Origin of the sequence: Exiguobacterium sp. R-17 (genome assembly GCF_049913315.1) — a bacterium.
GTDB lineage: Bacteria > Bacillota > Bacilli > Exiguobacteriales > Exiguobacteriaceae > Exiguobacterium_A.
In genome coordinates this window covers 607,064-620,590 of sequence record NZ_CP184372.1, presented here as the reverse complement: position 1 = coordinate 620,590, position 13,527 = coordinate 607,064, and the positions used below count along the sequence as shown (strand labels likewise).

The following is a 13,527-nucleotide window of genomic DNA, read 5'->3' as shown; positions in this document are numbered from 1 at the left end:
CACTAGTGATGGGGTATATTCAGTAAATGGTCGCCGGTAATCAAACCAGCCGCAACCACCAAAATGATGAATTCCTTACTATCTATTCGAAACGCAGGCTTACTCGGTTTGATTATTGCGTCAACCGAATACCCGTTTCATTTTTTTCTATTTTTTTATCTTTCAACAGGCGACCGAGCGCTCGTTTGAATGCTGCCTTACTGAGACCGAATACTTCATCGATCGTCTCGGGAGCTGTCTTATCACCATACGGCATCTGACCATCATGTTCAAGTAGATGGTTCAGAATCAACTCCGCGTCTGTATCAATGGCTTCAAAGGCACGTGGTCGTGCTGAAAGTAATACTGTACCATCTGGTTTTACATTTGTCACTCGTAATTTCAAGACTTCTCCAAGACGCGGCCAACGTTCCATCTCGCGTTCATGCAAGAATCCGATTGACTGATCGTTGACCCAGACATTGACGCCTGGTTCGCGTTGTGAGAAGACGAGACCTTCGACGTCCATGTTGTTCCATTCTTCTGGAGCTGGCTTCGCTCGTAAGTTGAAGTAAGCATATGGTGCAGGGTCTCCGAGTAAACGAAGCTTTTGATCATGTTTTAGACGAATGAAAAGTTGATCGCCTTCTTCCGGCCAGAACATCCGACGTTGCGGCAAATCGTCAAGTGAGACAAGAACATCTTTTTGAATCCCGATATTCGCGAACACTCCTGTGTTATAGCGTGTCCCATTGATCGTCGTCTTGACGTAGTCTTCAAATGAAGCTTCTGGAATCGTCATCGATGATGCCAAACGTCCTTCATTATCTTGATACAAGAAGACTTCTACTTCATCATCAAGAGCTACTTTTTGTGTCTGTTCATTGTTATGCAACAACACATCTTCATTTCCATCTGTCAAAAACACTCCGAACTCTGCTTCACGTTCTACTTTTAATGTGACAACCTGTCCTGCGCGTAATCCCATTTCGGGTCATCTCCTCTCTCTATTTGAATTGGTTTAAGTTCATTCGAACCATTCTTCTGTTCTTTCCCTACCATACTATACTCTTTTTCTGTTCACCTCTGAAATCGACCACACGATGACAGTTGTGACATATTTGTGAACGAAACACATTTGCGTGATTTTTTTGAAAAAAAGATATATGATTAAATAGCAGGAAAAAGAAGGTTTAGTTTAGGTAAATATGGGGGATAAAAATGTTTCATAATATTCAATCGCGTTCGTTCGCTCGACGCTTCACGAAAACATTGGTTTTTGCATTTTTTGCTTTCCTTGCTACGATTGGAATCGTTTTTGCAGAAGGATCAAACAGTACAGATATGACTCCGAAGACACCAGCGCTTCAGCAAATCGATCGCCCTTAAAATCTACACCTTCCGTGTGGATTTTTTTATTTTTTCCGGACATTTACAGGACGATAAAGGAAAATCAAGTTCAACCTCGAATTAGATGAACATACCTATATTTTAATTTCGAGGAGGAAACGGACGTGCTCTTCTACTTATTCACGACGATTGCGGGTCTCATCACTACATACTTAAGTTTTGTTACCGGTTATTATACAAGTTCGATTGGTGTTTTCGTCTTTACGTTAGCGATTTGCCTATCGTTATCATCGATTCGACAGTTAATCCGTACGTCCTATCTGACTTACATTGAATACATTCAATACCGTCGCGTCAAAAAACAGTACGAACGCATGAAAAAACGAGAACAGTCTTATCAAATTGCCTATCCTAATCGAGATTCGAGTACACCACTTGCATTCTCTGGGACAGACCAGCATGATAAATAAAGAACACGATTTCATCACCTAGGAGGAACAGATTCATTATGAACGAAATCCCTTTATCAAACGGTTGGACACTCCGCTACTCACCTGTCATCGATTTATGGTTGAAGGAAGATGGCGTACTGCTCGTAGATCACGAAGATAAGGTCCGCTTGACTCTCATCTTGGATGAAGAGACGATGGAAATCAAACAGATCGACAACACGAACGCTACGTTCTCCGTTGATCCGACGACACGTCGCCTCACTTTCGAACTTGGAGAAAGCGAAGAGGAATCTGAGCCTCGTTACTGGGAATAATCATGGAGACCGGGTGCGACACCTGGTCTTTTTTTGTACAATAACATCAGCAATGAAAAAAAGGAGCTGTCACTTTACCATGATCCGTACTGTCATTTGGTTCATTTATTTTGGACTTGTCTTACCCTGTACCTTACCGTTTTTACCAACCGCAAAACGTCGAACGCATCTCGCGCGCTACGCATTCGTTCAGCGTGTAGCGAGCGCTTGGGCGAACTCTCTTCTCCGACTTGCTGGCGTTCGTGTCCATGTGACGGGGCATGAACATATTCCGGCAAATGAACCTGTCGTGTTCATCTCGAATCACCAAGGAAACTTCGATGTTCCGATTCTACTTGGAAAAATCGATAAACCAAAAGCATTCATCTCAAAAATCGAAGTGAATAAAATTCCAATCGTTAATGTCTGGATGAATCTGATGGGGTGTGTCATGATTGACCGAAAAGACCGACGCCAGTCCCTAAAAGCGATCCGCTCTGGTGTCGACACGATCAAGGACGGACAATCAATGATCATCTTCCCAGAAGGAACACGTTCAAAAGGCGGACCGATGGCGGAATTCAAAGCAGGAAGTTTTACCCTTGCGACATCAAGTGGCGCACGCGTCGTACCCGTCGCGATTTCAGGTAGTTATCGTGTCATGGAGGAAACGGGTAAGATCCGTCCGGCTACAGTCGAAGTCACGATCTTGCCGTCGATTGATCCGAGCACGATGACACAGAAAGAACTCGTCCAGACGGTCGAACATCAAATCAAACAGATTGTAGAAGGTGTCTAATATGTTAATGAAAGTAGAAAATCTCAAAAAAGAATTTGCCGATAAAATTGTCTTCGAAGATGTCACGTTTTCTGTCTCTCCTGGTGACCGGATCGGTATCATTGGCGTCAACGGTACCGGTAAATCGACCCTCCTGCACATTCTAGCAGGCAAAGAAACAGCAGATGCTGGTACGATCCATCATCCAAATGATTATCGGATCCGTTTGCTATCGCAAACGACCGATTATCCGGAAGATCGGACTGTCATGGAAGTACTCCTATCGGGTGACACACCAACGATCAACGCGTTGCGCCACTACGAAACGGCACGACTAGCGCTCGAACAGGATCCGACAAGTGAGACGTTACTCAACCACTTCATCACAGCGCAAACCGAGGTTGATGCCGCGCAAGCGTGGGACACGGAATCGCGTTTAAAGATGATCTTAAACAAACTCGGCATCCTCGACTTGAACGCGTTGATCGGCTCTCTTTCCGGAGGACAACGTAAGCGTGTCGGACTCGCTGAAGCCTTACTCGATGAAGCTGATCTCCTCCTGCTTGATGAGCCGACGAACGAACTTGATGCCGAGACGATCAGCTGGCTTGAGACTCAAATCAAGGAATACCGTGGTGCGATTCTACTGATCACTCATGATCGCTATTTCTTGAATCGTGTCACGAATCATATGATGGAGATCGCAAATGGAACAGCTTATTTCTATGTCGGAAACTATGAATCGTTTCTTGAAAAACGTGCCGAACGTCGTGAACGGACGGCTTCTATGGAGGAAAAACGTCAAAACATCCTCCGTCGCGAACTCGCTTGGTTGCGTCGCGGAGCAAAAGCACGGACGACGAAACAAAAAGCCCGGATCCAGCGCGTAGATGCTTTACAAGACCTTTCGTACGAGGAAGAAGAAGCGACACTTGAAGTACAGGTCGGTTCGACCCGCCTCGGCAAGAAAGTCATTGAAGCATATGACGTCTCGCACCGATTTGGTGAACGGACACTTTTTGAATCGTTTGACGCTCTGATCGGACGCAAAGAGCGGTATGGCATCGTTGGTCGAAACGGTAGTGGAAAATCGACACTTCTTTCAATTCTCGCGAAACGCTTAGAGCCAACAACGGGTGAGATCATTCACGGCGAAACAGTGAAGATCGGTTTTTACGGTCAATTCGCCGAATTCACGCATCCCGAACGCCGCGTCATCGATGAGGTCGAACGGATTGCAAAAGTCATTACGACACTCGCCGGTGAGGAGATCACAGCAAGTCAGATGCTCGAACAATTTCTCTTTAAACCGGAAGCACAATATAAACAAATCGGCAAGCTTTCTGGTGGCGAAAAGCGACGTCTGAAATTGTTAACGATTTTGATGGAAGAACCGAACGTCCTCTTCCTTGATGAGCCGACGAACGACTTGGATACCGAGACCTTATCCGTATTAGAAGATTATTTAGAATCATTCCCAGGTACTGTCATCACAGTCAGTCATGATCGCTACTTCCTCGACCGGGTCGTCGATCGCCTGATTGCATTTGAAGATGGAAACATCATTTTTTATTACGGACAATATACAGACTATCTTGAGCAAATGGCAGCACCCGTTCCCTCAATCGTCGTTGAAAAAACGGCAGAGGTTGCTACAGCACCAAAAACAGAGACGCCAAAGAAACTAAGTTATCAGGAACAACAAGATTGGGCTATCATTGAGCAACAAATTGAAGAGAGTGAAGTTGAACTAGAGCAATTAGAGGCTGATCTCGCTTCAGCAGGAAGTGATCTCGGAAAGGTCAATGAATTGTATCAAGCCATCGAAAAGACCAAAGCGACGCTTGACGAGCGAATGGAATATTGGACATATCTTTCTGAAAAAATCGAGGCATTTGAAAACCATCGCCAATCTAATCAGTAAATCCGATAAGCGGAGTTCTTCACTTAGAAGAGTTCCGCTTTTTTTTATGAAATAGAAAACATCTCTTACTTTTATTTTTAATTATGAAAATAAATGTGAATTCATATTAGATATCGGGTAATGTTATAGCATATTTCGTTTTGGAGGAAGGCTTGCGAAAGGAGGAGTTCTAGTGAAACGGATGGTTCAAAACATCTACCCTATCGTCGCATTCTACTTAGTCATTACTTACATACTGCTCTGGCTATTGCCACAAGACCTTTCGTTACAACTCTCGGCACTTATTAGTTTAAGCGGTTCTTTCATGATTTTCTTATTTAGTCGATCGACGGCTTTCAAACAACCTTCCCTTCCGTACAAGTGGTTATCCATCGCTTTCTTCTCTTATTTTTTGGGTGATTTCCTGAATGTGATTGGACGTTTCTTTCAATGGAACGATGTCAATTTGAACGTCTTGCTGGATTTACCTTATACGATTCATTTGACAATGATGGTCCTTTTCTTTTTCCGACAATTAGATTTGACATTATTCAAAAAACAAAAATTATTGATTCTTGATTCCTTGACTTTATTCGCTGTTTCAATGATTGCTGGATATATCGCTATTTTCCGCTTTGTTCCCTCTTATACGCGAACGACACTCGAGCAAATCAGTTGGACATTTTATGCCTTTTTGACAATTTTGTTGACGCTTTTCTTTTTTTTAATCTATGCGTCTGGGTTAAGACGGAACGTATCACGATCAGGATTTATCTTTCTTGTCCTCGGAACATTCATTCTCGGCATGACGAACTTCGTGTTTTATACCTTGTTATTAAACGGTGAACCGCAAATATCGGGTCTATTGCTTCCGCTATATCCACTTAGCGGTCTGTTCCTTATCGCCTTTCTGAACACACGTACACTTCCCATTAGTCGTGAGGAGCAAGCAAATCTTATTCGAGTCGAGACACTTACGCGTTCACTGTTGGTTTACATCTTATTATCTGCGCTGATTCTTTATATTACGTTTTTTCCTGTCTCTCGAACCTTCTTCTTGTTGTCTATTGGTATTACGTTTTTATTATTTTTAACACGGCAGCTTTTTTCATACCGGGAAAATCTTCGGTTGTTACAGGAAACAACGGCATTACAAACGAATCTAGAAGACATCGTTCATCAAAAAACAGAGTTGCTACAGTTGCGTGAAAAAGAACTGACGTCACTTTTTTTGTCTTATCCAGAAATCGTTTTTGAAATCGATGACATGTATCAGATTCGATCCGTCAATCCAGCCGCTGCAGAAGCAGGATGGAATGATTTACCGCTCGGACCGAGTCAACGCCGTCAACTTGATCGGCTCATCCCGTTGCTTCAACAAAAGCAGTCGACCTATCCTGCTCACCTCCTACATGTACCTGCTACGGAGGAGCATCCAGAAACCTTTTTGAATACGACAATCATCGATATTCCACATCAGCAACGCTATTTCGTCGTCTTAGCGGATGTCACAGAAGACTATCAACAGGAAGTATGGCTAGAACGTATGGGATACCATGACTCACTCACTCGTTTACCAAACCGGCGTTACTTCGAGGAGCAACTCTATCTAACTCTGCCAACGCTAGATTATGGCTCCTTATTATTCATAGATTTGGACGGATTCAAACAAATCAATGACACCTATGGACATGATGTCGGTGATTTACTGCTACAAGAAACAGCAACGCGTCTTCAATCAATGACGACGCCAACTGATCTCGTCGCACGCCTTGGTGGAGATGAATTCTTGATCTTCATTCAGGCATCTGCCTCGGAAACTCGACAGTTTGCCGAACACGTTCTCGAAATCCTAAATTATCCATTCTATATCAACACGTATATGCTTCATATCACACCATCTATCGGAATTTCCTTATACCCTGAAGACGGTAAGAGTTCAGAACAGTTATTGATTCGGGCAGACGAAGCCATGTACCAGATCAAGAAGAACGAGAAAAATAACTATATGTTCGCTGTCCACATCAAACGTTAGGAGGGATCCCGTGCTTAAATCAAACTACTTCATCCGTTGGTTCCCTGCCATGCTCGTAATCTCTTTTATTCTAATGATCCTTACTACATGGACTCCTTCCATCTCTAATGGGATTGTCGAACAGGTACTTCAGTATGTATCACTTGGGTTGATCGCTTACTTCATTCTTACGGCTTATCGTAAGGAACAAACATTAGTCGTACCCAGACGAAATTTCTGGCTGATTGCTTTAGGATCACTGGTTTTATCCTATATCGGTTCCATTTTTGAGACGTTACGTTTTGTCTATTCAGACTTTCCAATTCCATCTATTTATAGCCTGATTTTATTTTCAATATCCCATTACGTATTCTTATACGCGATTTTTTACCGAATCATCACAAAACGAACACTCGGACAACATGTACTTGCTTTCGTTGATGCCGCGATTATCGTCATTTTCATTGGACTTGTCGCATTCCATGTCCTCAATGAACTGACGAACCCTGGGCTTCAGACTGTTCCTTATGCCATCATCGTCATTACGAACACATCACTCGGTTTGTTCGTTTTTTTCTATTTTACGTTCATCCAAGAAACACATTGGGTATCACGGATGGCCTTATTTCTATTATTCTTATCCATTTTCATTCGTGGTATCTATGAAGTCTCTAGTGTCTACTTCCCTGATTTTTCAGCGAATTATCTGGTGTTCTTCCCGATATTGATTCGTTTGGCGCAAAGTGCAGCTATTCTATGGCATGTTGATCATATTGAAGAAGGAACTGCTCGAACGACGGTCATTCCTCGTTCGTGGCTTCCTTTACTGGCCATCCCTTTGTTCATCCACTACATGGTGGAACAAGAAGGTGGAAAACTCGACATCTTTATCATCTTATTCCTACTAATCGTTCGACAAATCTTGATTGCCCGTCAACATGGGTTGATTGTCGCACAATTACACGAACGAAATGAACAACTCGCTTCACGCATTGAACATCGAAAACAACAAATCCAAGATAGTGAACAACAGGTCATTCCACTCTTCCTCGGTCATCCTGATCCGATGATTCGACTCGATCAGTCCGGCACTGCGCTGTACGCGAATTTAGCTGCCCAACGTCTGTTTCATTTGCCAGATATGACGATTGAACATGTTCCTCGTACGATGCGTCATTTGTTAGAAATGCTCGAAACGAACGTTGATGAGTATGAGGATGAACAAAGTCGACGCTATGAAATCATTGATATTCCGATTCAAATTACCGCTACCTCGATGGGACGATTCACGATTTTACATGATGTCACGGAAAGCAAAATTCGTCAAAAGAGAATCGAATACCATGCCTATCATGATGCTTTGACTAATATCGGAAACCGTCGTTCCTTAGAACGAGATTTCTCAAATCGACTCTCCGATAAGAATTATCTTGCCTTAGTCGATTTAGATGGATTTAAGCAAGTCAATGATACGTATGGTCACGAGGCAGGAGATTATGTATTAATTGAAGTTGCGAAGCGATTGAGCGAACATACAAGTTCTTCGGAATCCGTGTATCGCCTCGGTGGAGATGAATTCGCGATCCTTTTACAAGCCGATGATGAACTCTCCTTACGCCGAAAATGTAAATCCTTTTTACAATTTTTAAGACGTCCCTATGTCTATAAAGGACAATCTTTATTCGTTTCCGCAAGCATCGGAGTGACAGCGTGTCATGAGGCCGATCTTGAAACATGTTTAAAGCAAGCCGATCTTGCCATGTATCGCGTGAAACATCGGGATAAGAATGATGTCGCTTTATATCGAGCGGACCCATGAAAAAAACCTAGGACATATGACTTTTTGTAGTCAACGTGTCCTAGGTTTTTTGAGTTATTCTTCGGGTCTTGGTGCAATGTTACCTTCTTCGATATCGAGGAGCAAGTCGATTAATTCCGCACAAAACTCTGGATATTGACGAAGTAACGCGTCTTCTCCCACTTCATCCACGAAGTCCGTCAACAAAGCGAGGACTTCTGGTACTAATGCGCGCGCTACCTTCATGTAGGCAATCGCAAAGCGCCACTTCCCCGAAATATAGAGCAGTTTCCCAATCAACAGATCCCCCGGTTCGACTTCAATCTCAGCCAAATCCGTTTGATATGTCTGTTTCGACATTAAGTCAACAACACCCTCTGCATCGACTTGAAACAGCGAAGGCATCGGGTCAGCTAATCCACGTAAGGCGCGATATAGACTAGGTGATAACTCGTCTTTTATCTGCTCGAGAAAACGACCGTGCGGTGTTTTTCCTTGATCATCCGTTTCATAGAAGATCGCCCAGTCAACGAATAAGTCCCGGAACAATTCAGCATCTTTTAAATACCAACGTCCTTCTGTCGCAATCTCTTCAATGAAAGCGACCCAGTCCGTACTGCGTGCTGTTGCTGCTTCCTGATACATTTTTTTCAAGGCTGCATTCATTTCCGCTTCAGAAACCGTCGTCGGAAATGGAATTACTTTTCGATCGTTCTTCATTTCGATCGCCCTTTCCGGTGAGGAGTAGCCGGTCGCTTAATCGTCTGAGGAGCTGTGAATTCACGTTTCGGAATGACTTCTCCGCGGTAAATTTCCATTGGCTCCATCTCGACGCCCATTTGCTTTGCAAGTGTTTTTAAGTGTTTTAAATCTTGATCCGTGACAAGTGCAAGTACCATCCCATTTGCGTTTCCGCGTCCCGTCCGACCTGAACGGTGTACGAAATCGTCAAGCGACTCCGGTAAATCGTAATGGACGACGTGTGTGACCGCTTCGATATCAAGCCCACGCGCCGCAAGACCTGTCGTGACGAGTAAAGGAAACTCTCCCTTTTTATAAGAACGCAAGGTCTCCATCCGCTCTCGTTTTCCTTTTTCAGCGTCTAAAATCCGGTATTTCAGTGAGAATTTACTCAACTCGCCATTCAATGGTCCAAGGAATGAGCGATTGTTGATGAATGTCAGCACTTTTGATCCTTGCATGTTCGCCAGACGACGTAACAATTCCGGTTTCTGACGACGTGAAGTCTCCAAATAACCGAATGTCACTTGTGTGCTGACGGCACGCTCAACACGAATCGTCTCAGGATCATTCGCAAGCGTCCGTCCCCATTCTGCTGTCCGTTCCGGCAATGTCGCTGAGACAAATGCCAGTTGTCGATCGCGTAGCGCACTATTTGCGATTCGCGTCGCCGAGTCACTCATGCCACTTTCATAAATTTGATCCGCTTCATCTAAAACGATCAATTTCACCTTATGCATCTTCAGCTTCTTCGAATCAATCAACTCGACGAGACGTCCCGGTGTTCCGACGATGATTTGCGGCTTTTTCTTCAATCGTTCATATTGTCGCTTTAATTCAACACCACCAATGAATGCACCGGATTTGATACCACTTCCTTGAGCAAATAATTGAATGACTTGATGAATTTGCATGACGAGTTCCCGTGTTGGTGCCGTGATGACGACTTGCACGTGTGGCTCTTCCACTTCAATCTTTTCTAAAGCTGGAATGACATAAGCAAGCGTCTTCCCTGTACCTGTCGGCGCTTCAGCTAGGACATCTTTTCCTTCGCGCAACAACGGAATCGCTTGTTCTTGAACAGGCATCAACTCTGTAAAGCGTGCCCGTTCCCATGCTTCCTGTAAAAATGGTTTTGTAAAGTTCATAACGATTTCTCCTACTCTCTTAATTCCATCATGCCGTTACGTATTCGACATGATCTCCTGATGCATCACGGTATCCCCGTAATGTCTGTGTATATTCATTTCCTGCGTCGAGCAATCGGATGTGGAACCGGACTTCTCCTTCACCAGCTTCTTCCTCTAAAATCTCGAAGCCTTGGATGACACGATCCTGTAATTCTGCAGCGAGTGCCGGATACACGGCAAGACTGGCATACGTCGCTTTTACGTCCACGGGACGGCGAACAAGCGCAATCCAGTACGATTCATCATAGCCGATAAAGTCTTCATAATCAAAATCATCTTCAAACCGAATCCAGAATCCATCACCTTCAAATTCTGTGATCATCCCAGTTCGCGTCGAACCTTCCGATCCGATTTTCAGTGAGACCCAGTCTCCCGACTGATAATCTCCTTGTTGTGTTAATGACACATACTCCATTTGGCACACCTCCACGTTCTATATTCCCTTTTTCATTGTCAACGATACGTCGTAAAAACACAAGATACCGTAACGTGACATTCCTCACAGTTTCAACTGTGCTAGTGGATCTTTTTCAAATCAGCCCATACAGTTTCGCGAAAATCTTGATTTACCAGGCTTCACCTGTTTTTTAATCTTCACTCTTTCATAAGTACAGAAATAAAGAAAGCCCGTCATATCAACGTTTAATCACTTGTTAAAATATTCACATGAACGTAAAGGGAATCTCTACCTCCTTTTGTTACACTATTCACATAAGGAACTGATCATTAGCTCAATTTTAAAGGAGTGGTATCCATGTTATTAGAAAAAACAAGTGCCTGGGCAAACTTTACGTCTGGTGAATGGGTAAAAGCGATCGATGTCGCAGATTTCATTCGACTCAACCGCACGGAATATACAGGAGATGATCACTTTTTAGTCGGTCCGACGCAAGCGACGGAACGGCTCTGGCAACAAATTCTACAGCTGACAAATGAAGAACGACAACGTGGTGGTGTGTTTGCCGTCGATGCCAAGACACCATCAACGATCCTCTCGCATGATGCAGGATATCTGAATCGCTCACTCGAAAAAATCGTCGGTTTACAGACAGACGAGCCGTTTAAACGTTCGATTCATCCAAACGGCGGGATTCGGATGGTGAATGATGCCTTAGCTGCGTATGGTTTTGAAGCAGACGAGACCGTCACGAAAACCTTCAGCGAGTACCGAAAGACACATAACCAGGGCGTTTTCGATGCCTATACCCCAGAGATGCGTGCCGCACGTAAAGCCGGTATCATCACAGGATTACCGGACGCCTATGGACGCGGACGGATTATCGGCGACTATCGTCGCGTCGCCTTGTACGGAACGGCACGCTTGATCGAAGAACGTAAGCAGGATTTAAAGGCACGTGGTGGATTCTTATCTGAATCAATGATTCGTGATCGCGAAGAGATGAATGAACAGTTGCGTGCATTAACGGAACTGACCGAGCTTGGAACTCGCTATGGTTTCGATCTCTCCCGCCCTGCAGAAACAGCACAAGAAGCATTCCAGTGGGTCTACCTTGCTTATCTTGCTGCCATCAAGGAGCAAAACGGGGCAGCCATGTCACTTGGTCGCGTCTCGACGTTCCTTGATATTTATGTCGAACGTGATCTTGCGGCTGGTCGCTTGACGGAAGAGACTGCACAAGAACTCGTCGATCATTTCGTCATGAAGCTTCGGATCGTTAAGTTCTTACGGACACCAGACTACAACGATCTGTTCTCAGGTGATCCGACATGGGTAACGGAATCAATCGGTGGAATGAGTGAAGATGGACGATCAAACGTCACGAAAAGTTCATTCCGCTTCTTACACACGCTCTCGACACTTGGTCCGGCACCGGAACCGAATCTAACCGTTCTCTGGTCTATTCAGCTTCCACGCGGATTCAAGGAATTCTGTGCGAAGATGTCGATCGTTTCAAGCTCGATTCAATATGAAAACGATGATTTGATGTTACCGGTTTATGGAGATGATTACGGCATCGCTTGTTGTGTCTCCGCGATGCGGATCGGGAAACAGATGCAGTTCTTCGGTGCTCGAGCAAACCTTGCAAAAGCATTACTTTATACAATCAATGGCGGAATGGACGAGAAGCTCAAAATCCAAGTCGCCCCAGCTACACCATTGATGCTCGATGAAGTACTCGATTACGAGACGGTCATGGCGGCTTATGATCGTCAACTCGATTGGCTCGCGGAACTGTACGTCAACACACTGAATGTCATCCACTACATGCATGATAAGTACAGCTACGAACGGATTGAAATGGCTTTACATGATCCGGAAATCTTACGGACGATGGCATGCGGTATCGCTGGTTTATCAGTCGTCGCTGATAGTCTATCCGCCATCCGTTATGCGACAGTTCGTCCAATCCGAGATGCGGATGGGGTTGCAGTTGATTTCAAGATCGAAGGCGAGTTTCCAAAGTTCGGGAATAACGATGAACGGGTCGATCAGATGGCGGTTGATCTCGTGACGCTGTTCATGGAGAAAATCCGTAAACATCCAACGTATCGCAATGCGCTCCCGACACAGTCTGTCCTGACGATCACTTCAAACGTCGTCTACGGTAAAAAGACAGGAAATACACCCGACGGACGCCGTGCGGGTGAACCATTCGCACCGGGTGCTAACCCGATGCATGGACGTGATACCCGTGGTGCTGTCGCCGCCTTGACGTCTGTCGGAAAATTACCATATGAACATGCGCTCGATGGTATCTCCTACACGTTCTCGATCGTGCCAAAAGCACTTGGTAAGGATGAAGCCACACGTATTCGAAATACGGTCGGATTACTTGACGGATATATGGGCGGTACGACTTCAAAAGGACATCATTTGAATGTCAACGTCTTTGACCGTGAGACGTTACTTGATGCCATGGAGCATCCGGAACAATATCCGCAGTTAACGATTCGGGTATCCGGTTATGCCGTCAACTTCATTAAACTGACGCGTGAACAACAGATTGATGTCATCAATCGTACGTTCCACGGTTCTCTCTAAAATGATGTGTAGTATGTGAAAGGAA

12 protein-coding genes are annotated in these 13,527 nt (G+C 44.5%); 8 read left to right on the top strand and 4 right to left on the bottom strand.

Features of this window, described 5'->3' with window-relative positions; genetic code table 11:
• Positions 1-112: 112 nt before the first annotated feature.
• Positions 113-967: a CvfB family protein gene (locus tag ACN9MT_RS03240; RefSeq protein ID WP_214856486.1), complete on the bottom strand. Its 855-nt coding sequence runs from the start codon at positions 965-967 to the stop codon at positions 113-115.
• Positions 968-1,200: 233 nt separating this feature from the next.
• On the opposite strand from ACN9MT_RS03240, the gene ACN9MT_RS03235 reads away from it, so the two are divergent.
• The 7 genes from ACN9MT_RS03235 (at position 1,201) to ACN9MT_RS03205 (ending at position 8,588) form a co-directional block, all read left to right on the top strand.
• Positions 1,201-1,368 carry a hypothetical protein gene (locus ACN9MT_RS03235; RefSeq protein WP_023467274.1) on the top strand — a complete coding sequence of 56 codons (168 nt, stop codon included), beginning with the start codon at positions 1,201-1,203 and terminating at the stop codon, positions 1,366-1,368.
• Between the two features lie 125 nt (positions 1,369-1,493).
• Positions 1,494-1,799, top strand: coding sequence for a hypothetical protein (locus tag ACN9MT_RS03230; protein ID WP_290787904.1), 306 nt, complete (start codon positions 1,494-1,496; stop codon positions 1,797-1,799).
• 38 nt (positions 1,800-1,837) lie between these two features.
• On the top strand, positions 1,838-2,095 hold the full coding sequence (locus ACN9MT_RS03225; RefSeq protein ID WP_023467272.1) for a hypothetical protein: 258 nt from the start codon (positions 1,838-1,840) through the stop codon (positions 2,093-2,095).
• A gap of 79 nt (positions 2,096-2,174) precedes the next feature.
• Positions 2,175-2,873: a lysophospholipid acyltransferase family protein gene (locus ACN9MT_RS03220; RefSeq protein WP_035412648.1), complete on the top strand. Its 699-nt coding sequence runs from the start codon at positions 2,175-2,177 to the stop codon at positions 2,871-2,873.
• A 1-nt stretch (position 2,874) separates the two neighbouring features.
• Positions 2,875-4,776 carry an ABC-F family ATP-binding cassette domain-containing protein gene (locus ACN9MT_RS03215; RefSeq protein ID WP_426272764.1) on the top strand — a complete coding sequence of 634 codons (1,902 nt, stop codon included), beginning with the start codon at positions 2,875-2,877 and terminating at the stop codon, positions 4,774-4,776.
• Positions 4,777-4,957: 181 nt separating this feature from the next.
• Entirely contained in the window at positions 4,958-6,790 is a 1,833-nt protein-coding gene (locus ACN9MT_RS03210; protein ID WP_426273449.1) for a diguanylate cyclase domain-containing protein, read from the top strand.
• Between the two features lie 10 nt (positions 6,791-6,800).
• On the top strand, positions 6,801-8,588 hold the full coding sequence (locus ACN9MT_RS03205; protein ID WP_426272763.1) for a diguanylate cyclase domain-containing protein: 1,788 nt from the start codon (positions 6,801-6,803) through the stop codon (positions 8,586-8,588).
• A 54-nt stretch (positions 8,589-8,642) separates the two neighbouring features.
• Here ACN9MT_RS03205 and ACN9MT_RS03200 read toward each other — a convergent pair whose 3' ends face one another.
• Genes ACN9MT_RS03200 through ACN9MT_RS03190 form a run of 3 tightly spaced genes read right to left on the bottom strand, consistent with a single transcriptional unit; the run spans position 8,643 to position 10,913 of the window.
• Positions 8,643-9,287: a hypothetical protein gene (locus ACN9MT_RS03200; protein ID WP_426272762.1), complete on the bottom strand. Its 645-nt coding sequence runs from the start codon at positions 9,285-9,287 to the stop codon at positions 8,643-8,645.
• Positions 9,284-10,456, bottom strand: coding sequence for a DEAD/DEAH box helicase (locus ACN9MT_RS03195; RefSeq protein ID WP_035412637.1), 1,173 nt, complete (start codon positions 10,454-10,456; stop codon positions 9,284-9,286). The genes ACN9MT_RS03200 and ACN9MT_RS03195 overlap by 4 nt, the downstream gene beginning before the upstream one ends.
• Before the next feature lie 28 nt (positions 10,457-10,484).
• Positions 10,485-10,913, bottom strand: a complete 429-nt coding sequence (locus ACN9MT_RS03190) for a hypothetical protein (RefSeq protein ID WP_056063604.1) — start codon at positions 10,911-10,913, stop codon at positions 10,485-10,487.
• Positions 10,914-11,252: 339 nt separating this feature from the next.
• Here ACN9MT_RS03190 and pflB point away from each other — a divergent pair, with 339 nt between their 5' ends.
• Entirely contained in the window at positions 11,253-13,502 is a 2,250-nt protein-coding gene (pflB, locus tag ACN9MT_RS03185) for a formate C-acetyltransferase (protein ID WP_426272761.1), read from the top strand.
• The last annotated feature ends 25 nt before the right edge of the window (positions 13,503-13,527 follow it).

Excerpts from the sequence above, each read along its gene's own strand:
- ACN9MT_RS03235 (WP_023467274.1), top strand. The coding sequence starts at position 1,201 with ATGTTTCATAATATTCAATCGCGTTCGTTCGCTCGACGCTTCACGAAA.
- ACN9MT_RS03195 (WP_035412637.1), bottom strand. The coding sequence starts at position 10,456 with ATGAACTTTACAAAACCATTTTTACAGGAAGCATGGGAACGGGCACGC.
- ACN9MT_RS03190 (WP_056063604.1), bottom strand. The coding sequence starts at position 10,913 with ATGGAGTATGTGTCATTAACACAACAAGGAGATTATCAGTCGGGAGAC.
- pflB (WP_426272761.1), top strand. The coding sequence starts at position 11,253 with ATGTTATTAGAAAAAACAAGTGCCTGGGCAAACTTTACGTCTGGTGAA.
- ACN9MT_RS03225 (WP_023467272.1), top strand. The coding sequence starts at position 1,838 with ATGAACGAAATCCCTTTATCAAACGGTTGGACACTCCGCTACTCACCT.
- ACN9MT_RS03200 (WP_426272762.1), bottom strand. The coding sequence starts at position 9,287 with ATGAAGAACGATCGAAAAGTAATTCCATTTCCGACGACGGTTTCTGAA.
- ACN9MT_RS03215 (WP_426272764.1), top strand. The coding sequence starts at position 2,875 with ATGTTAATGAAAGTAGAAAATCTCAAAAAAGAATTTGCCGATAAAATT.
- ACN9MT_RS03240 (WP_214856486.1), bottom strand. The coding sequence starts at position 967 with ATGGGATTACGCGCAGGACAGGTTGTCACATTAAAAGTAGAACGTGAA.
- ACN9MT_RS03210 (WP_426273449.1), top strand. The coding sequence starts at position 4,958 with ATGGTTCAAAACATCTACCCTATCGTCGCATTCTACTTAGTCATTACT.
- ACN9MT_RS03220 (WP_035412648.1), top strand. The coding sequence starts at position 2,175 with ATGATCCGTACTGTCATTTGGTTCATTTATTTTGGACTTGTCTTACCC.